The organism is Tsukamurella sp. PLM1, from assembly GCF_023168325.1.
GTDB lineage: Bacteria > Actinomycetota > Actinomycetes > Mycobacteriales > Mycobacteriaceae > Tsukamurella.
In genome coordinates this window covers 4,223,612-4,244,070 of sequence record NZ_AP025688.1, presented here as the reverse complement: position 1 = coordinate 4,244,070, position 20,459 = coordinate 4,223,612, and the positions used below count along the sequence as shown (strand labels likewise).

Annotated in this window: 10 protein-coding genes and 6 pseudogenes; 9 read left to right on the top strand and 7 right to left on the bottom strand. The window is 71.3% G+C overall.

Going from position 1 to position 20,459, the window contains the following annotated elements; all coding sequences use genetic code 11:
- Positions 1 to 90: 90 nt before the first annotated feature.
- Positions 91 to 2,263 (bottom strand): annotated as a pseudogene (helR, locus tag MTP03_RS21820) (RNA polymerase recycling motor ATPase HelR).
- Between the two features lie 229 nt (positions 2,264 to 2,492).
- Between helR and MTP03_RS21815 the strand changes: the two are divergent.
- The 9 genes and pseudogenes from MTP03_RS21815 (at position 2,493) to MTP03_RS21775 (ending at position 11,116) form a co-directional block, all read left to right on the top strand.
- A complete protein-coding gene (locus MTP03_RS21815; protein WP_248489938.1) occupies positions 2,493 to 3,137 on the top strand; it encodes an ABC transporter permease in 645 nt (214 codons plus the stop codon).
- Between the two features lie 20 nt (positions 3,138 to 3,157).
- Positions 3,158 to 4,327, top strand: a complete 1,170-nt coding sequence (locus tag MTP03_RS21810; protein ID WP_248489937.1) for an ABC transporter ATP-binding protein — start codon at positions 3,158 to 3,160, stop codon at positions 4,325 to 4,327.
- Positions 4,324 to 5,133 carry an ABC transporter permease gene (locus tag MTP03_RS21805; protein ID WP_371820825.1) on the top strand — a complete coding sequence of 270 codons (810 nt, stop codon included), beginning with the start codon at positions 4,324 to 4,326 and terminating at the stop codon, positions 5,131 to 5,133. Before MTP03_RS21810 ends, MTP03_RS21805 begins: the two co-directional genes overlap by 4 nt.
- Entirely contained in the window at positions 5,130 to 6,086 is a 957-nt protein-coding gene (locus MTP03_RS21800) for a glycine betaine ABC transporter substrate-binding protein (protein ID WP_248489936.1), read from the top strand. The genes MTP03_RS21805 and MTP03_RS21800 overlap by 4 nt, the downstream gene beginning before the upstream one ends.
- 62 nt (positions 6,087 to 6,148) lie before the next feature.
- Positions 6,149 to 6,651, top strand: a pseudogene (locus MTP03_RS21795) (cysteine dioxygenase); the annotation flags it as partial.
- Positions 6,652 to 6,712: 61 nt separating this feature from the next.
- A complete protein-coding gene (locus MTP03_RS21790; protein ID WP_371821005.1) occupies positions 6,713 to 7,030 on the top strand; it encodes a rhodanese-like domain-containing protein in 318 nt (105 codons plus the stop codon).
- 26 nt (positions 7,031 to 7,056) lie between these two features.
- Positions 7,057 to 7,737 carry a TIGR00266 family protein gene (locus tag MTP03_RS21785; RefSeq protein ID WP_248492327.1) on the top strand — a complete coding sequence of 227 codons (681 nt, stop codon included), beginning with the start codon at positions 7,057 to 7,059 and terminating at the stop codon, positions 7,735 to 7,737.
- Positions 7,738 to 7,850: 113 nt separating this feature from the next.
- A complete protein-coding gene (locus tag MTP03_RS21780) occupies positions 7,851 to 9,614 on the top strand; it encodes a BCCT family transporter (protein WP_248489935.1) in 1,764 nt (587 codons plus the stop codon).
- A 20-nt stretch (positions 9,615 to 9,634) separates the two neighbouring features.
- Entirely contained in the window at positions 9,635 to 11,116 is a 1,482-nt protein-coding gene (locus MTP03_RS21775) for a carboxylesterase/lipase family protein (protein ID WP_248489934.1), read from the top strand.
- A gap of 48 nt (positions 11,117 to 11,164) precedes the next feature.
- Here the strand turns inward: MTP03_RS21775 and MTP03_RS23025 are convergent, their stop codons facing one another.
- From MTP03_RS23025 to MTP03_RS23010, 6 genes and pseudogenes are all read right to left on the bottom strand, one after another.
- A complete protein-coding gene (locus MTP03_RS23025) occupies positions 11,165 to 12,217 on the bottom strand; it encodes an arabinosyltransferase C-terminal domain-containing protein (RefSeq protein ID WP_256465191.1) in 1,053 nt (350 codons plus the stop codon).
- Positions 12,160 to 14,390: pseudogene (locus tag MTP03_RS23020) on the bottom strand (arabinosyltransferase domain-containing protein); the annotation flags it as partial. The gene MTP03_RS23025 and the pseudogene MTP03_RS23020, both read right to left, overlap by 58 nt.
- A gap of 30 nt (positions 14,391 to 14,420) precedes the next feature.
- Positions 14,421 to 15,556, bottom strand: a pseudogene (locus MTP03_RS21760) (arabinosyltransferase C-terminal domain-containing protein).
- A gap of 259 nt (positions 15,557 to 15,815) precedes the next feature.
- Positions 15,816 to 17,573: pseudogene (locus MTP03_RS21755) on the bottom strand (arabinosyltransferase domain-containing protein); the annotation flags it as partial.
- Between the two features lie 248 nt (positions 17,574 to 17,821).
- Positions 17,822 to 19,661 (bottom strand): annotated as a pseudogene (locus MTP03_RS24120) (arabinosyltransferase C-terminal domain-containing protein).
- A gap of 38 nt (positions 19,662 to 19,699) precedes the next feature.
- Positions 19,700 to 20,389, bottom strand: coding sequence for an arabinosyltransferase domain-containing protein (locus MTP03_RS23010; protein WP_256465299.1), 690 nt, complete (start codon positions 20,387 to 20,389; stop codon positions 19,700 to 19,702).
- Positions 20,390 to 20,459 lie beyond the last annotated feature (70 nt).

The following is a 20,459-nucleotide window of genomic DNA, read 5'->3' as shown; positions in this document are numbered from 1 at the left end:
CTGCCAACTCAGAAGTTAGCCGTGGGACGCGGCCGGTGTCCGGCCTTTCGCCGAAGCGGCCCGTGGAGCGGGACGTTTCACCCGTCCCCGTCAGGACGCCGCGACGGGGCTTTCGAGCCCGGCCAGACACTCCGGCAGCGGCGCGCGGTGCAGCACGCCGAGCCGCTGCGTCGCACGGGTGAGCGCCACGTAGAGCTCGGCCGCGCCGCGCTCGCCGTCGGCGAGGATCTCCTGCGGGTCGACCACCAGCACCGCGTCGAACTCGAGCCCCTTGGTCTCGGACGGCGGGACCGCGCCCGGCGTACCGTCGGGCCCGATGACGACGCACGTGCCCTCCCGGCCCGCCTCGTCCTCGGCGAACTCCTCGATCGCGTCGGCGAGCCCCTCGTCGGTCACCCGCCGCGCCCACGGCCGGAGGCCGGAGGCGCGCACCGACTCGGGCGGCACGGTGCCCGGTGCGAACTCGGCGAGCACGTCCGCGGCCACCGCCATGATCTCCGACGGGGTGCGGTAGTTCACCGTGAGCGCGGTGTACGCCCACCGGTCGGCGACGTACGGGTCCAGCATCTCGGCCCATGAGCGCGCGCCCGCGGGGCGCTGCGCTGGGTGAGGTCGCCGACCACCGTGAACGACCGGGACGGGCAGCGCCGCATCAGGACCCGCCAGTCCATCGCCGAGAGCTCCTGCGCCTCGTCGACCACCACGTGCCGGTACACCCACGTCCGGTCCGTCGCGGCGCGCTCCACCAGGTCGCGGGTGTCCCGCTCCTCGAACCGTCCCGCCAGGTCGTCGGCGTAGAGCAGGTCGGTGGCGAACAGGTGGTCCTCGTCGTCCATCGAATCCTGCCGCGAGACCAGTGAATCCAGCACGCCCTCCGCGAACTCCGCCTGTTCCTTCCGGGCCGCGGCGGCGGCCGCGTCGTCGGGCGCCTCGTGCGGGCCGAGGAGCTCGGCGAGCTCGTCCAGCAGGGGCACGTCCGAGACGGTCCAGGCGGCACCGTCGGGCCGCAACAGCGAAGGGTCCGCGCCCGCCGCGACCAGCCGCGCGGGCGAGCTCAGCAGGTCCGCGAGCAGGGTTTCGGGGAGAGCACGGGCCACAACCGATCGACGGTGCGCCGGAAGGTCCCGTCCACCGCGAGGTCGGCGAGCATGCTGCCGCGCATCTCCTCCCACGCCCGCGTGTCCTCGCGGCGCAGCCACTGCTTCCCGATCCGGCCCAGCGCCCGCTCGGTGATCGCCCAGGTCAGCACGTCGAGGAAGACGGCTCGCGCCTGGTTGTGCGGCTGCTCGCTGTCGCGCGCCTCGTTGCGGGCCCAGCCGACCACGTCGGCCTCGATCCGCACTTCGGTGTCGCCCAGCCCGATGGAGACGGGCGTCTCCGGCAGAGTCCGACGGTCCGCCACCGCGGCGGCGAGCACGTCGGCCATCGCGGCCGCGCCCTTGATCCGCGCCACCGCCGGCGTGTCCTCCGCGCGGGCCGTGACGCCCGGGTACAGCGTCGCCGGGGTAGCGAACACCACGTCCGACTCGCCGAGCGAGGGCAGCACCCGTCCGATGTGCTGCAGGAACGACGTGTTCGGGCCCACCACCAGCACTCCGTGCCGCTCGAACCGCGCCCGCTGCGTGTACAGCAGATACGCCACCCGGTGCAGCGCCACCACGGTCTTGCCCGTGCCGGGCCCGCCCTCGATCACCGTGACGCCGGGGTTGTCGGACCGGATGATCCGGTCCTGGTCGGCCTGGATGGTCGCGACGATGTCGCGCATCGAATCGCCGCGCGGCGCGTTCACCGCCGCCAGCAGCGCCGCGTCGCCGCGGGCGTCGGCGCCCGGCCGGCCCAGCATCTCGTCGGTGAACGCGGTCAGCTCCCGACCGTCACTGAGGAACTGCCGCCGCCGGTGCACGCCCTCGGGATGCGCCCCGGTGGCCGTGTAGAAGGGCCGCGACGCCGGCGCCCGCCAGTCCAGGAGGAGCTCCTTCTCCTCGTCGAAGAGCCCGAGCCGGCCCACGTACCGCGTGCCGACGGTGCCGCCCGGCTCACCGTCGAGCCTGCCGAACGCGAGGCCCTCCTCGGCGACGCTCAGTCGCCGCACCTCCCGCGCGGAGGTCATCACGTCGCCCTCCCGGTCCACCGCCCGGCCCTCATGGTCGCGCAGGGCGTCCGTGTAGCGTCGCCGCGCCCGGTCCCGCTCCGCGTCCAGGCGCGCGTACAACCCCGCCACGTACTCGCGCTCCGACCCCAGGTCGTTCTCGTACTCAGTCATGCACCCTCGCCTCGCTCGAAACCCGATCCGGCCAGCGAGTATGCGCCTACTACGGGCCTTGCGGCAAGCCCCGGGGTGCGTTATAAGTTGGAGTGGGAAGGAAACGTCGCCGGCGATCTCGCTCGAGAGTCCGGGCGGGCGATGACCCGGGTTCGCCCGCGATGGCGAAGTTTCAGTCCATCTGACGCGAACCGCGCGCATCTGCTCGAACATATGTAGGTTCGGACGAGTGGACCTCCGAAGATTTCTCGACGGTCGTTCCGGTCAGCTCGCCTTCCTCACGTATCAACACGCCTCGCTCGTGATCCAGTGCGTGCTGGCGGGCGTGGTGATCGCCCTGGTCGTCGCGGCGCTCGTGTACCGCTCCCGGGCCGGGGCCGCGTTCGCCACGGCCATCGCGTCCGTGGGTATGACGGTGCCGTCCCTCGCCCTCCTCGCACTGTTGCTCATCGTGTTCGGGCTGGGGGTCACCCCGTCCGTCACGATGCTCGCGTTCTACGCCACGCTGCCCATCCTGACCAGCGCGATCGTGGGGCTGCAGGCCGTGCCCGCGGCGCTGGTCGAGGCGGCGCGCGGCCTGGGGATGCCGCGCTGGCGAGTGCTGGCCACCGTCGAACTGCCCAACGCGTGGCCGGTGATCCTGACCGGCATCCGGGTGAGCACGCAGCTGGTCGTCGGCGTCGCCACCGTGGTGGCGTACGTGCTCGGCCCCGGCCTGGGCTCGCTGATCTTCGCCGGTCTCGCCCGCCTCGGGGGCGCGGGCGCGCTCGAATCCGCGCTGGTGGGTACCGCTCTGGTGGTGGTCATCGCGCTCGTACTCGACGGTCTGCTGGTGCTGCTCGGCCGTTTCACCGTCTCGAAGGGACTGCGATGAGACCGAATCCGGAGGATCGAATGTCAGAGACGACAGGCGTATCGATCGAGCTCGAGAAGGTGGTCAAGCGGTACCGCGGGCAGGACAGGCCCGCGGTCAAGGAGCTGTCCATAGCGATCGAGGCGGGGGAGACGGTGGCGATCGTCGGGCCGTCGGGCTGCGGCAAGACCACGACGCTCAAGATGATCAACCGGCTGATCGAACCCACCTCGGGCACGGTGCTGATCGGCGGCACCGATGCCACCGCGGCCGACGCCGACGACCTGCGCCAGGGCATCGGCTACGTGGTGCAGGCGGGCGGGCTGTTCCCGCACTGGACCGTGGAGCGGAACGTGGCCGCGGTGCCCGGGCTCCTCGGCTGGGACAAGGAGCGCACCCGTGACCGCGTGACGGAGCTGCTGGAACTGGTCGGTCTCGACCCCGAGCAGTTCCGCGGCCGCTACCCCAAGGAGATGTCCGGCGGCCAGCAGCAGCGCGTGGGCGTGGCCCGCGCGCTCGCGGCCGACCCGCCGGTGCTGCTGATGGACGAGCCGTTCGGCGCCGTCGATCCGATCACCCGGGTGCGCCTGCAGGACCAGTTGCTCGCGATCCAAGAGGAACTGCACAAGACGATCGTGATCGTCACGCACGACGTGGACGAGGCGATCAAGCTGGCCGATCGGGTGCTGATCCTGTCCGAGGGCGGACAGGTGGAACAGTACGGGACCCCGGAGGAGATCCTCGCCGCGCCGGCGAACGAGTTCGTCGAGGAGTTCGTGGGATCCGGTGCCACGCTGCGACACCTGTCGCTGACCACGGTCAGCGACATCCCCAGCGCCCCGGTTGTGCTTGCCCGCCCCGGCGATCCCTCCGACGAGGTGGCCGCCCGCGCCCGCGAGTCCGGACTCAACTGGGTGGTGGTCGTGGACGCGGACGACCGGCCGCGCGCCTGGCCGTCGGTGTCCGAGGTACTGAGCAAGCCCGTCGTCTCGGACTACGTCGACCAGCGGCTGCCGGTGGCCGAGCGCACCGCGACGCTGGCCGACGCGCTGGACGTGATGCTCGCCGCCAGCCAGGGCGGCGTGCTGGTCACGCAGCGCGGCAAGGTGATCGGATCGCTCACCATCGAGCAGGTGGCCAACCGGATCCGCGAGCGGCAGGCGCTCGCGAACCCGGAGCAGGCCGCCGACACCTACCGGGCGGCGCCGTGACGGCCGCGAGCCGGCAGCCCGGTGCGGCGCGCAGGCCGGCGAGGGCGGAGCCCACGCCGCGGTTCGCGGGCGGCGTGCCGGTGGACCTGATCATCGAGCCGCTGCTGGTGGTGGTCGGGTTCGTGGGCTACCTGATCTGGCACGCCTCGCAGACCTTCTCGGAGGTCGAGGCGGTCCAGTTGCAGTGGTCCGCCCTGAGCGAGTCCGTGTGGCAGCACGTGTGGCTGACGGTGGTCTCCGCCGTGATCGTGCTGGTGATCGCGATACCGCTGGGGATCCTGGTGACCCGCAAGCGGTTCGCGCGGATCTCGCCGGTGGTGGTGGCCCTGGCGAACGTGGGACAGGCCGCACCCGTCATGGGCATGGTGGTGCTGTTCGCGATGTGGCTGGGCACCGGGCGGTGGACGGCGGTCGCGGCGCTGGTGGTGTACGCCGTCCTCCCGATCCTGCAGAACACCGTGACCGGCCTGCGCCAGGTGGACGACCGGGTGATCGAAGCCGCGCGCGGTCAGGGCTTCTCGACGGTGACCACGCTGGTGCGGGTGGAGCTTCCGCTGTCGATTCCGGTGATCCTGCACGGCGTGCGCACCGCGCTCGTGATCCTGGTGGGCACCGCCACCCTGGGCACCTTCATCGGCGCGGGCGGCCTCGGCGTGCTGATCACCACCGGCGTCACGCTGTACCTGCCGAAACTCCTGTTCTCCGGCGCGCTGCTCGTGGCCCTCCTCGCTCTCGGAATCGACTGGCTGGCGCGCCTCGCCGAGTACCTGCTCGCGCCGCGCGGCCTGAGGGGAGTGACCGCATGAGGCGTGCGCTGATCCCCCTCCTGACGGTGCTGGCGTTGGTGCTCGGCGGTTGCGGGTTGGAGAGCAGCTCCGGCCATTTCGTGCACGCCGAGCCCGCCGACGGCGAGCGCCCCCTGGCGGGTGCGAAGATCTCCGTGACGTCGAAATCGTTCTCCGAGGGCATCCTCCTGGGCAAGATCACCACCACGATGTTGCAGGCCGCCGGTGCCGACATCACCGACATCACCAACGCGCCGGGCTCGATGTCGTCGCGGCAGGCGATGACGAGCGGCGCCGCCGACGTCTCGTGGGAGTACACCGGCACGATCTGGGTGAGCTACCTCGGGCAGACGGAGACGATCAGCGATTCGAAGCAGCTGTGGGATCGCGTGCGGGAAGCCGAGCGTGCCAACGGGATCGAGGTGCTCACCCCGGCGCCCTTCAACAACACGTACGCGTTCGCGGTGACGCCGCAGCAGAAGGCGCAGCGGAACTTGCGCACCCTGAGCGATCTGTTCGCCCTGCCGCCGGCCGAGCGCAAGCTGTGCGTGGACCCCGAGTTCCAATCCCGCCCCGACGGATTGGGCCGGTTGCTGGAGAAGTACCAGGTGCCTCTCGGCAGTGGTACCCCGCCGGACTCCGTGATCACCATGGACGCGGGTGTGGTCTACTCGGCGATCTCGGGTGGCACCTGCCTCGCCGGCGACGTGTACGCCACGGACGGGCGCATCCGCAAGCTGGGGCTCGAGCTGCTCGAGGACGACCGGAAGTTCTTCCTGCCCTACGACGGTGTGCCCGAGGTGCGCTCGGACGCGCTGAAGAAGTACCCGCAGATCGCCGACGTGCTGGCGAAGGTGAGCCGACTGCTCACCAACGAGACGATGCAGGAGCTCAACGGGCAGATCGACATCGAGGGGCGCGACCCCGCTGACGTGGCCGCGACGTGGCTGAAGAAGGTCGGCCTGGTGCGCTGACGTTCGGTTCGTCCTGAGCGCAACGCTTCCGGCGGCGGTCCGCCCGGGCGAACACTGGCCGTATGACCGAGAACGTGCCGGACCTGTTGGCCCTCACCGCCACCGAGGCGGCGCGGGTGCGTGCGGGCGAGTACTCACACCTGACTCCGGAGTCCTGGCCCACCGACGAGCGGTGGGCGGCCCGGTTGTGGGGCGACGACGAGGTGGACGTCTGGCTCATCAGCTGGGTCCCCGAGCGGTCGACGGAGCTGCACGACCACGCCGGGTCGCTCGGCGCGCTCACCGTGGTCGACGGTGCCCTGTCCGAACTCCGTTGGGACGGCGGGGCATTGCGTGAGCGGAGGATCGGCCCCGGTGGGCAGGCCGCGTTCGACCGAGGCTGGGTGCACGACGTGACCCGGCACGCGGACGCGCACGACGCCGCCTCGGGTGAGACGGCGACGCCCACGCTCTCCGTGCACGCCTACTCGCCGCCGCTCACCGCGATGTCGTACTACGAGGTCAGTCCCGAGGGCGGCTGCGCCGGACCCGCAGCGAAGTGACGGACGTGCCCGAGGCACCGTCGAACCGGGTGACCGAGCGGGGTATCGACGCGCTCGGCGGCGGCTCGGGCGCGGATCGAGCGTGTGCCCGCCGCGGCGGTCGGGGACGAGCTCGCGGCGGGCGCGCGCCTCGTGGACATCCGCCCGGCGGCGCAGCGCGCCGCGGAGGGCGAGGTGCCGGGCGCGCTGGTGATCGAGCGGAACGTGCTGGAGTGGCGGCTCGACCCCACGTCGGACGCACGGATCCCGCAGGCCCGAGACTGGGACGTGCGGTGGCTGGTGATCTGCTCCGAGGGGTACACGAGCTCGCTCGCGGCGGCCGCACTGCGCGACATCGGGCTGCGCCGCGCGGCGGACGTCGAGGGCGGCTACCAGGCCCTGAAAGCTGCGCTGGTCGGCTGACCGAATCCTCGGTTACGCTCGGTCCCATGCAGGTACAGCTCCGTCACAACCCGTCGTTCACGATGGCCCGGTGCCAGCTGGCGCCGAATGAACCGATGACCGTGGAGTCGGGCGCGATGGTCGCGCACTCCGCCGGCATGAACCTCCAGTCGCAGGCGCAGGGCGGCATCATGCAGGGCCTCAAGCGGAGCCTGCTCTCCGGCGAGTCGTTCTTCGTCTCCACGTTCACCGCCCCGCCGCAGGGCGGTTGGGTCGACGTCGCCGGCACCCTGCCGGGCGATATCGCCGTGCTGCAGATCCAGCCGGACCGGCCGTACTACATCACCCGCGGCGGGTGGCTCGCCAGCTCCTACGGGGTGCAGACGGCCACGCAGTTCGGTGGCGCCAAGACCTTCTTCGGCGGCGAGGGCGCGTTCGGCCTGCAGGTCTCGGGCCAGGGCGAGGTGCTGGTCGCGGTGTACGGCGCGATCGACGTGATCGACCTGCAGCCGGGCGAGCAGGTGGTGATCGACACCGGCCACGTGGTGGCGTACGACCTGAACATGCAGTTCTCGATGCGCCGCGCGGTGCAGGGCAAGTGGATCCAGTCGATGAAATCCGGCGAGGGAATGGTGTTCGAGTTCACCGGCCCCGGGCGGGTGCTGTTGCAGACCCGCAACCCCCGTGGCCTGGAGGGATGGATCCGATCCGTGGCGCCGTCGGCCTGATCCACTGCCGCCGTGGACCCGGCGGCGAGGCAGTCTAGTTCGCGCCCGGGAACCCCGGAGGGGTTCCCGGGAGATTTGACCAGTGCCATGACCACTGTGATCTAGTGGGGATCATGGCTACTGTAACTAAACCGACAGGAGACCATCGCCGGACCGACTGGATCGTGTTCGGCGTGACGGGCGTCGCGGTTGTCGCGTTCGTCCTCTGGGGTTTCCTGGATCCGGATGGGTTGAAGACGACGACCTCCGGTGTACTTGACTGGATCATCACTGATTTGGGCTGGCTGTTCCTGATCGCAGCCAGCTTCTTCGTGCTCTTCGCGGCCTTCCTGGCCTTCTCCCGCTTCGGTCGCATCCCCCTGGGGCGCGACGGCGAAAAGCCCGAGTACAAGACCGTGTCGTGGATCGCGATGATGTTCAGCGCGGGCATGGGCATCGGCCTGATGTTCTTCGGCGCGGCGGAACCGATCTACCACTTCGTGGGTGCGCCGCCCGGCATGTCCAGTCACGACGTCGCGGTGGCCATGGCCACCACCATGTTCCACTGGGGATTCCACCCGTGGGCCATCTACGCCGTCGTGGGCCTGGCCATCGCCTACAGCACCTACCGGTGCGGGCGCAGCCAGCTGATCAGCTCCGTGTTCGCCCCGATCTTCAACAAGACGGGCGGGCAGGGCGTGGGCGGCCGCGTCATCGACATCCTCGCGATCTTCGCCACGCTGTTCGGCACGACCGCCTCGCTCGGCCTCGGTGCCGCGCAGGTGGGTGCGGGACTCGAGCGGCTCGGCTGGGCCGAGGACGGATCGAGCAAGCTGCTCCTCGTGGCGATCATCGCCGTGCTCACGCTGTGCTTCGTGGCATCCGCGGTCTCGGGCGTGGCGAAGGGTATTCAGTGGCTCTCGAACACCAACATGGTGCTGGCGCTGGTGCTCGCGGTGTTCGTGTTCGTGGTGGGTCCCACCGTGTTCATCCTGAACCTGCTGCCCACCTCGATGGGCGCGTACGCGGCGGACTTCATGGACATGTCGGCCCGTTCCGCGGCCAACGAGCCCGAGGCCGGCAAGTGGCTGTCCACCTGGACCATCTTCTACTGGGCCTGGTGGGTCAGCTGGACGCCGTTCGTGGGCCTGTTCCTGGCGAAGATCTCGAAGGGCCGCACCATCCGCGAGTTCGTGATCGGCGTGATGGCCGTGCCGACTCTGGTGTCGCTGGTGTGGTTCGCCGTGTTCGGCGGTACCGCGATCAACCAGGAGCAGGCGGGCATGGGCGTCAGCAAGGCGGAGAACGAGGAGGTCATGCTGTTCGACGTCCTCGGCAACCTGCCGTGGCCCACGATCACCGCGTTCCTCGTGGTGCTGCTGGTGGGGATCTTCTTCGTCTCCGGCGCGGACTCGGCCTCCATCGTGATGGGGACGCTCTCCCAGCGCGGCGCGGAGGAGCCGAACCGCCTGATCACCATCTTCTGGGGTGTCCTCACGGGAACAGTTGCAGCCCTACTGCTCTCGGTCAGCGGAGACGACGCGCTCACCGGCATCAAACAGATGGCGATCATCGCGGCCGCGCCGTTCCTGGTGGTGATGATCGGGATGTGCGTGGGCCTCATGATGGACCTCTGGCACGACCCGCTGATCGTGGCGGAGCGCACGCACCGCGAGGAGCTCGGCGAGCGCATGCGCTGGCACGCCAACACCCTCGCCGTCACCGACGACACGTCCGACGTGCTCCCGTCGGACGACGTGCCGGTGTACTCCGACGGCACCGTGCCCGAGGACCTCTACCACCCGCCGGTCACCGGCGAGCTGGTGACGGTCGAGGCGTACGACGCCGACCACTCGGGGCCGATCGAGATCGTCGTGAAGCCCGGCGCGAAGGAGTAGCCGGACGGTAGACAGGAGGCATGAGCGCCTCCGTCACCGTCGACACCCCGTCCGGCCGCGTGCGCGGCACCGTCGAGCGGGGCGTGGCCCGGTTCCTGGGCCTGCCCTACGCCGCCCCGCTCGACGGTGCCGGCTGGTTCCTGCCCGCCGAACCCGTCGTGCCGTGGACCGGTGAGCGCGACGCCACCGGCTACGGCCCGACGGTGCCCAAGCCGGGCTATCAGGGGCCCGTCGCCGAGCTGCTCGCGGACGAGCCCGACTTCCCCGGACCCGAGTGCCTCAACGTCAACGTCTGGTCGCCGGGCGTCGACGGCGCGGCGCCCGTCGTGGTCTGGATCCACGGGGGCGCGTTCCGCAACGGCAGCAACCGGTCCGGCACCTACGACGGTGCCGCCTTCGCACGCGACGGCGTGGTGTTCGTGGGCGTCAACTACCGGCTCGGCGCCCTGGGCTTCCTGGACACCGGAGACGAGCACACGAACCTGGGGCTGCGCGATCAGCTCGCCGCCCTGCAGTGGGTGCGCGAGAACATCGCGGCGTTCGGCGGGGACCCGTCGCGGGTCACCGTGATGGGTGAGTCCGCCGGCGCGATGAGCGTGGCATGCCTGCTCTCCTCGCCGCTGTCGGCCGGGCTGTTCTCCCAGGCCGTGATGCAGAGCGGCGCAGGACATCACGCGCTGCGCCGCACTACCGCGCAGACCGTCGCGCGGGAGCTCGCCGCCCGCCTCGGGATCGAGCCCACCCGGGAGGCCTTCGCGGGCGTGCCGATCGCGCGGGTGATCGCCGAATCCCAGGCGATCGACCTCGAGGTGCGCAGCGCGCCGGACCCGAAGTGGGGCGAGATCGCGCTCAACACCATGGTCTTCGAGCCGGTGGTCGGCGACGACGTGTTGCCCGCGCTGCCGATCGACTCGATCCGGGCGGGCGCGGGCGCCGATGTGCGCGTGCTGATCGGCCGCAACGCCGACGAGGGGCGATTCTTCATCGTGCCCGGCGGGGTGATCGACCAGATCCCCGAGCCGATGGCGCTGGGGATCGCGGCGGCCTACGGCTTCGCCGATCCCGCCGCGACGGTCGCGGCCTACCGGGGGAGCGAGAACCTGTCCGCGGGTGAGGTGTTCACCGCACTCCTCGCGGACTACACCTTCACGCTGCCGGCCCTGCGGCTGGCGGAGGCGCGGGACGGTGCACCGTCGGATACCTACGTGTACCGGTTCGACCAGCCCTCCACGGCCTTGGACGGGCGGCTCGGCGCGACGCACGCGGTGGAGATCGCGTTCGTCTTCGACACCCTCGCCGCCGCCACCGCGCTCACCGGACCCGGTGCGCCCCAAGCGCTGGCCGACGAGATGCACGCCGCGTGGGTCCGATTCCTGCGCGGCGAGGACCCGGGCTGGGCGCCCTTCGCCGAGGCCCGTGCGGTCCGCGTGTTCGGCGGCGCCGGGGGCATCTCGACGGACCCCGACGCCGCGGCGCGCGCCCTGTGGGACGGCGTGCGCTGAGTCGTCCCACAGGTCAGGCCGCCCCACGGGGCGGTACCGCGCCATCGATCAGTAGGGTGCCGAGCGCATCGGTCCGGGCGTGTACCAGCCGCTGCGCGTGGTGGTCCCGATCTCCAGCTTCGCCGGCTCGGCCTTCGTCCACGGCTGGAACCGGGTGATGGTGCCCCAGTCCATGGCCCACTTGCCCTTCAGGTAGCTGGGCACGATCTGCTCGTGGTACATCGCATCGGTCACGCCCAGCGGGCCGCCGGTCTTCCACCCCTGCCACGTGTTCGACGTCGACACGGTGGCACCGAAGTCCGGCGAGATGCGGAACTCGGGCCGCTCGAACACGCCGTTCACCGCGCGCATCTGGTGCTGGCACGGGAACGCGAACGCCACCATGAAGTCCATCGACACCACCGTGTCGCGGCCGAACACCTCCTGCGCGGTGCGCATGGAGGTCATCCGCGGCGGCGTGAGGGCGATCGCGTCGGGCGAGGGCACCCGGTCGTCGACCACGACGCGCACCGTGTTCGTGCCGCGCGGCAGATCGGCGGTGGGGAAGCGGAGGTTCCGCCAGTTGTTGTTGCTCCACGCGTCGATCGGAACCAGCCTGCCGAGCGGCTGGACGGCGCCGTTCCCGGACCGGTGACCGGCCTCGAGGAACAGCGTGCGGCCGTCGCGCTTGATTCCGTTGAGCCCGGTGGCGGCGACGGGACCGACCACCGAGAGCGTGACCAGCGGCGTGCGGTCGGTGATGGCGCCCAGCGCGTACCAGTCGGTCGTGACGTTCGCCAGCCCGGCGGCCCCCGCGGAGCCGATCACCGGCGTCGTCGCCGGATTCAGGCCGAACGGCAGCGGCACCCCGTCCTTCTTGAAGTCGGGATTGGGCTTGCCGCCCACCGCTTCCGGCTGATCGACGTTGGTGACGTCGTTGTTGTGGCCGGGGTTCGACTTGGTGGGCGAGGCCCACGACGGTACGCCGGTGGGGGTGAAGCCCGTGGACCGCCCGGCGAGCGCCTGCGCGGCGGAGGGGACGGCACCGTCGGGCCGGGGAGCGGGGAGAGCTGCCCGGCGTTCGGGTCCTCCTCCATCAGCACGTAGTCCGCCATTGAGCACGTATCGCCTTGCAGCGCACGAACGTTGGAGGCGGTCCAGGAGAAGCTGCCGCGCTGTGCGTATGCGCCCTTGGCCATCGTCGCGACGTCGAAGAAGACCATGAGCATGGTGAGTATCGCCAGGGTGGGTAGCGTGCGACCACCGCGCCGGGTGGGCTCGGGCGCGTAGTCGCGGCGGTAGTGCAGCCACAGCCCGTAGAGGGCGGTGAGCACCGATGCGGCGAACAGCACCCACGAGAACTTCACGCCGAACAGCTCCGGCGGCATGGTGTTCCAGGGGATCCCGTACGTGCCGACCCAGTAGTAGCCGACCCGGGCGGCGAACGAGATCGCCGCGATGAACAGTGCGGCCGCGGCGAAGAACACCCGGTTGCGCTTGGACCGCATCATCGGCGCCATCGTCATCGTGGCGGCCACGGCGGCGATGCCCGCCGCGTAGCCGGCGAACAGGCCCAGGTGATGCGTCCACTTCGTCGGAGTGAACGCCAGCAGCACGATGGTCGCGAAGAAGACCGCCATCAGGCGCCATACCGGGCCCGCCGAGATGCCCGCGGGGCGCTTGCGCCGCAGCATGAACGTGAGCACCGTGAGCAGGCACAGGAACGCAGTGAGGACGCCGATGCGGCGGACCGCCGAGCCGTCCTCGGTCTCGAGCATCAGGTAGTAGTACCGGACGCCCTCCTCGTACCAGTCGAGCGTCGGGCCGGTGACGCCCTTGACGGTGATCGCCTCGCGCAGCGCGGCTGCGGTGGGTGTGTAGAACGCGTAGAACAGGTACGCCATCCCCGAGGCGAGGATCGGGGCGATCAGCGGCAGCAGCCCGTCGCGCTTGCGGCGCTTCACGATGCGGGTGACGATCTGGCGCGACGCGGCGAGCAGCGCCGCGACGGCGATGAGGCCGCCGGGGGCGGCGCCCACGCACAGCGCCGCGCACGGCACCGCGATGGCGACCGGCAGCAGCCGCCCCGTGGCGATCGCGCGCTCCACCGACACCCAGGTGAGGAGCGAGAAGAACACCACGGCGGGCTCGGGCCGCAGCCCGTTGTTGAGCGGCAGCCAGATCAGCAGGAAGCCGCCCGCGCCGGCCCACAGTGCGGCGGGGTTGTTGCGCACCGCGCGGCCGAGCCGCGGGATCATCTCGCGGGAGATCACGAGCCACGTGAGTAGCCCCATGATGAGGCCGGGGACGCGCATGGCGGGCGCCGCGGTCGTGACGTGGGAGATCGCCGTGAACAGGTAGTCGTTCCACCCGACCGGGTTCTCGGGCACGCCGAAGCTGCGGAAGTAGTTGATCATGTAGCCGCTGTACTTCGCCTGCGTGGCCATCGTGATCTGGTAGCCGTCGTCGGACGTGTTGGGCCCGATCAGCCACCAGATCCCGAGCACGCCGATCACGGTGAAGTCCACCGGCCGCGGGCGCAGCCAGCCCGGCGGCATGATCCGCACGTGGCCGCGGCCGTCCCGCAGGTCGAGGAAGCCGAGCGCCACGAGCGAGAGGATCGTCGCCGCGATGCCGACGACGATCGCGATCAGCTTGATCGTGGACGGCGAGGTGTTGAACCGGGTGTCGACCTGCGTGGCGACGTCGATCCCGGCGGCGGAGGTGCCCGCGGGGAGGTCGGTGTAGAAGCCCGTGATCTGCGGGCGCAGGTTCGGGTCGTTGACCGAGACCGCGAGCTGACTCGGCGTCTGCGCATCGGCCGGCATGCCCGTGAAACGCGCGCTCGTGGTCTCCGGCGTCGAGACGAACCGGATCGCGCAGTCGGCGCCCGCGCGGGAGACGTCCGCCCGGTTCGCCGTCGCCAGAGCCACGTCGCGGTCGGCGATGATGACGTTGCGGGCGTCCGCCCGGATCACCAGGCCCTGCAGGCCGGGGCGGGGGCCGTCCTCAGGGAGCGTGCGCAGCAGGGCGCCGCCCCGGCGGGCAGCTCGTTCACCAGCGCGCACGGTATCGAGACGTCGAGCCGGACCGGCGTGTACGAGACCAGGGGCAGATCCACGTTCGCGACGCGGCCGTCCTGCGGCCAGTGCACCGCGGTGGTGGTCTCCTTGACCGGCAGGAAGGGCGTGAGGATCGCCAGGGCGAATCCCAGCAGGCCCGCCACGGCGGCGACGATCCGCCACTTCCCGTAGCGCCGCTCGGGCGGCACGGTCGTCGAGTTCTCGCTGCTCATCGGATTCCTAGCTCTTCACGGTCTGGTTCGTCAGCGCCCGGATCGGGCCCGGCGCCACCATCCCGACCGTGTCTGCGTTCCCACCGTCAGGGTGGCCTCGGGCGCGTCGTCGGCGATCGGCGTGTACTTCTGCAGGTCGCCCCAGTCGCGCGTGAGATCGCCGGTCATGTACGTGGGCAGGGTCGTCGTCCGCAGCAGCGTGTCCGGCACCGTCAGGAGGCCGCCGGCCTCGCGGGCCTGCCACGTCGACGACGTCGACAGCGCGTCCTTGCGGGTGGGCAGCACCCGCCACTTCGGCACCTCGTACGTCCCGTTGTGGATGCCCATCGGACGTTGGCACGGGAACTGCTGGCCCACCAGCAGGTCGAGCAGCACCGGGTCCTGCTCGCCCACCACGTCCTGCAGGGTCCGCAGCCGCGGTACCCGCGGCGGCGTCACCGCGACCCACTGCTGCGGCCCCAGGTTGGGGTCGCGCACGTGGATGCGCACCACGTTCGCGGTCGGCGGGATCGCGTCCATCGGCACGCGCAGGTTCCGCCACGGCTTGTTGGGCCCGGGATCGATCGGATCCAGCACGCCCTGGGCGCCCAGCGACCCGTCGGGGCGGCGCTCGGCCCACTCCAGGGTCACGGGCTGGCCGTACTCCTTCTTGCCGGTCGGGCCGACGGACGAGATCGCTCCGGCCGCGGAGAACGCGACGAGCGGGCGGTCCGCGGCGCGCGGCGGCAGGGTGTACCAGTCACTGAACAGTTCGGCCGGAACCGTGTTCTGGCCGAACGAGCCGACCACCGGGGTGCGGGCGGGGTCGAGGCCGTAGGGCAGCGCGGCGGTGCTTCCGTTGATCGTCTCCGGCCCCGGGCCGCCCCCGTCCCGGCCGTGGCCGCCGTCGAGGTGAACGGCGAGGTGATCGGCGAGGCCATGTTGATCTGGCCGGGCGCCGAGCTGATCGCCAGTGGCTTGAGCTCGTCGGGGATCCCGTCGGGCAGGAAGCCGCGCGAACCGGGCCCCGTCAGCGCCCGGGCCGCCGGGCGGCCCTCGGCGGACGTGAGCAGGTCGGCGCTCGGGTCGGTCTCCACCAGCACCTTCTCGGCCATCCCGCAGTCGTCGCCGCGCAGGGTGTTCACGTTGCCCTTGGCGACGGTGAACGTGGCCGGGTTGGAGACCATCGCCTTGGCGAAGATCGCGCCCTCGCCCAGCACGAGCATGCCGAGCACCACCACGAGCGGGAGCGAGGCGAGCTGGAGGCGGCGACGGGCCCGTCGGGCCTGGTCCTGTTCCGCCCTTGTGTGCGTGGCGAGTTCGGCGTCTCCGGCGTCGACGAGCTCGTCGTCGGCCAGGCCCCTCACCGCGCCGGCGGAAGTCGATGCGGAAGTGCTGCCACGCGGCGAGCGCCCCGGCCAGCCCCGCCAGCACCAGGAAGACCTTGCTGAACGTGAGGCCGGCGAACTCGGGCTGGCGGTCGAACCACGGTACGCCCCACAGGTACGGCCACGGCCACGGGTTGAACCCCGCGAACGCCGCGGCCAGGGCGAACAGCATGCCGCACAGGAAGAAGGTGAAGTTGCGGACCGAGGTGCGGGCGGCCTCCACCACCGCCACCGTGGTCACCGCCGCGAGCGCGGCCGCGAGCCCGGCGTACACGCCGAAGTGGATGGTCCACTTGGTGGGGGTGAGCGACAGCAGGGCCGCGGCGATGAACACCGCGCCCACGAGCCGCCACACCGGGCCCGGGTCGATCCGCTGGATCCGCTTGCTGCGCAGCATCACGAACAGCGTCACGAACACGCACATGATGAACAGGTACACCGGCACGCGGCGCACCAGCGAGCCGTCGGTGGTCTCGACGGTGAGGAAGAAGTACCGCAGGTACTCCTCCGTCCAGGGCGCTGCGGGTCCCACCTCGAGGCGGATCCGGATCGCCTCGGCAACCGACGCCAGCGACTGGTCGCGGAACGCGATGGGGACGATCACCGCGGCGGCCGCGAGGACGGGCAGCACCAGCGCGGCCAGGCCGGCCTCGCGCCGCCGCGCGACGAGCACGCGCAGCACCGCGGCCGACGATGCCAGGAGCAGCGCGACCGCGATGACGCCCTGCGGGGCGAGGCCGAGCGTCAGACCCGCCGCCATCGCGGCGACGGCCGCCGGCAGCGCGCGGTGCGTCGCCACGGACCGCTCCACGGCGGCCCAGGTGACGATGGTGCCCAGCACGATGATCGGCTCTGAGCGCAGGCCCGAGTTCATCGGGAACCAGAACGCCAGCAGCATCGCGCCGGCGGCCCAGACGGCCACCGGGTAGCGCCGGATCCCCGGGCCCAAGCGCGGGAGCAGGACGCGGCTCAGTAGCAGCCACACGACGATGCCCGCGGCGAGGGCGGGGATCCGCATCCACAACGCGTTCGCCGTGACGGCGGCCCAGTGCGAGAGGAACGTGTAGTACCAGTCGAACGGCGCTTCGGGGGCGCCGAAGAACCGGTAGTAGTTGGCCGTGTATCCGGCCTCGGGCGCGACCTTGCCCATCGACAGGATGTAGCCGTCGTCGGAGCTGCCGCCGCCGAGGAAGGTCCACAGCACCAGCCCGCCGACCACCGCCACGTCCACCGGCCGCGGCCGCAATACCTGCCATGCGCCGCGGTGCGGTGCCCGCCGGTGGTAGCCGTGCGCGCGGTCCAGCGCCCACAGGGCGATCAGCGAGACCAGCACGCACAGCAGGCCCACACCGATCGCGGCGGACTTGACCGGGGAGGGGGACAGCTCGAAGCGGGTGTCGACATCGGCGTGCAGGCGCAGGCCCGGGCCCGCCGCCGCGACCTGCGCGGGCGTGAGCGAGGTGAACACGCCACCCATCACCGGGCGGTTGTCGGTCGACGTCGTGCCCGCGACGTCGATGCCCTCGAACCGGGCGCCGACCTCGGCGACGTTCGACCACAGTCGCAGCTGGGAGCACGCGCGCACGCGGTCCATCGGCGCCGCGGCGAGCACGGTGTTGCGGGACGAGACGGTCACCGTCTGGCCCGGGCCGGGGGCGCCGACGGTGACGTTCAGCCCGAGCTCGCGGGCCTCGCGCGTGCCGCCGGGCAGGGTGGACAGCACCGTCCCGCCCGTCGTGGCGAGGTTCGCGATCGCCGAACACGGCACCGTCGCCGTGAGGTCGGCGGGGGACTGCGAGACGAGGGAGGCGGTCACGTCGGCGCTCTCGGCGGCCGGCCGCAGCTGCGGCCAGTCGACGGCGGCGGTCGCCTGCTGCACCGGCAGCAGCGGGGTCAGCAGGCACAGCAGGAGGCCGACGGCGCCGGTCACGATCGCGGCGATGCGCAATCCCGCAGCACGGCGATTCGATTCAGGCACGGACACGGGTGCTCATGGTATTCGAGAGACCCGTGCGGGCTGAGGTGCGACCCCCTCACCTGCGGAATCGTTCAGCGGATTCTCAGTCAGGAGTCAGTCCGGTCCTTGCGGATCGGGGCCTCGACGTGCGTTCCCCAGACGGTGCGGGTCCCCAGTGTGAGGTCCGCCGCACGTGCCTCGACGTAGGGCACGAGACGCATCACGTCGCCGAAGTCCTGGCCCAGATCTCCCTTGAGATAGGCGGGGATCTTCTCCTGCTGCAACAGCATCTGCGTCCAGCCGAGCGGTCCTCCGCCCAGGGTGCCCTCCACTCCGTGGTGACCGGGGACAGGTTCTGGTCGGGGGTGATCCGCCACTGCGGCACCTCCGCGACTCCGTCGCGGTGGGTGAACGGCCGCTGGCAGGGGAACGCCAGGCCGGAGGTCCAGTCGAGCAGCACGGGCTCGGTCGATCCGATCAGTTCCTGCACAGTGACGGTCTTCGACATGCGCGGCGGGGTCACCGCGAGCCAGTGGTCGATCGCCAGGTCGTCGTCGACGGCGACGAGCCGGATCGCGGTCGCGTCGGCGGGCAGGTCGGTGCGGGGCAGCCGCAGGTTCCGCCACGCGGGCTTCGGGCCGATGTCGATGAACGCCTTCTCCCCGGCCGTCTTCGGTGCGGCGCCGGGCGTGATCGTGTCCGTCGAGTACTCCAGGTACAGCTCGTCGTCGGTGAACCGGCCGGCCGCCGACAGGGTGATCAGCGGCAGGTCGTCGGACGCCGTCGGTAGGGGTACCACTGCGAGACGACCTTGGCGGGCGTCTGCGAGTCTTGCGAGTACGAGCCCAGGACGGGGGTGCGGGCCGGGTCCAGCCCATAGGGCAGCCGCATGTGGGAGCCGTTGATGCCGGCGGTCTCCGTGCGCCCCGAGGTGGTGTCCTGCGGCAGCCGCGCCATCGCGTCGAGCGAGGTACTGGAGTCGTCCGTGGCGGAGCTGGTGGTCGCGTTGATGATCGTCGGCACGCCGTCGGGCGAGACCCCGACGGTGCCGGGCCCCGCGAGCCCGTCGCGCGTGTTCCCGCCGATGGGCAGCAGCAACCCGGACGTGGGGTCCGGCTCGGTGAGCACGAAGTCGGCGAGGTTGCACTCCTGGCCGGCGAACGCCCGGAGGTTGCCCTTGCCGATGGAGTACGACGAGAACTGGGTGAGGCTCACCGTCGCCGTCATGGAACCGATGCACAACAGCACGACGAGGCCGGAGGCCCAGGTCAGCGGAGACTGCCGGCCGAACAGCCCGACGGTCCGCCGGGCGACGGCGGGCACGGGCGCCGCATCCGGTTCGTAGAAGTGCAGCCACCCCGACACGAGGACCGCGACGCCCGCGGCCACGAAGAAGACCGTGCCGAGTGCGAGCACCGTCGACTCGCCCCACGGGACGCCGTAGTTGCCGGCGTACCACCAGCCGTTGGGGCCGCTGAACGAGAGCCCGAGCACCAGCAGGATCACCGCCGCGGAGAGCGCCCGGTTGCGGGCGCCGCGCAGCGCGACTGGGGCGATCGCGACTGCCGTGAGCGCGGCGAGCGCGCCCGCGAGGCCGGCGAACGCTCCGAATTGGTGCGTCCACTTGGTGGGCGTGAACATCAGCAGCAGCAGGCCGCCCAGGGTGACGACCACGAGCCGACGGCTCGGGCCCATCGATGTGCCGGGGACGCGGCCCTTGCGCAGCAGCATCGCGCCGGCGAGCAACAGGCACAGGATCGTGACGAGCACAGCGAATCGCCGGGCCACTCCGCCGTCGGCCGTGAACGTGAACAGGGCCGAGTACCGGTCGATCTCGTTGTACCACTTCTTGGTGTCGACCACGGTGCCCACGTCGGACTGCATCAGGGTCTTCGCCACGAACGCCGACGCGGTGAGCTTCGAGAAGATGATCGGCACCAGCAGCACCCCGCCGGCCACGACGGGGGCGATGTACGCGGTCGCGGTCAGCCGCGGGTGGCGCTCGCGCGCGCTCGGGCCAGGATCCGTCGGCCCACGGGGCGCACGCCCGCGAGCAGTGCCGCGACCGTCATGATGCCCGTCGGGCCCGCTGCCACCGTCCAGCCCGCGGCGATCGCGGCGGCCGCGAACGGGAGCACCCGCCCCGTCGCGATCGCGCGCTCCACGGAGCACCAGGTGAGCAGTGCGCCCAGCGCGATCACGGGCTCGGGGCGCAGGCCGTTGTTGAAGGCGAACCAGTAGACCAGGAAGACGCCGCCGGCCGCCCAGAGAGCGAACCGTGAGTGCGCGGCGCGGCCCAGCCGGGGCACCACCTCGCGGCTGATGATGAGCCAGGTCGCGATGCCGCAGATCAGGGCGGGCAGCCGGACCCACGGGCTGGCCGTGGAGACGTGCGCGAGCCACGCGAACGCCTGGTAGTACCAGCCGAAGGGGGTCTCGGGGGCGCCGTACCAGCGGTAGTAGTTGGCCGTGTAGCCCGCCTCGGAGGCCGTTCTGGCCATGGTGAGGATATAACCGTCGTCGGAGGTGTTCGCGCCGATCAGGTGCCACGTCACCAGCAGGGCGATGACGGTGCTGTCGACCTTCGTCGGTCGCCACCACCCGTCCGGCAGGATCCGACGGTGCCGCCGCCCGTCGGCCGCGGCGTCGAGGCGGTGCAGCGTGATCAGGCTCATCACGATCAGCACGACGGCGACCACGATCGCCGCCCACCGCGCGGGCGACGGAACGGTCGAGTATCGGGTG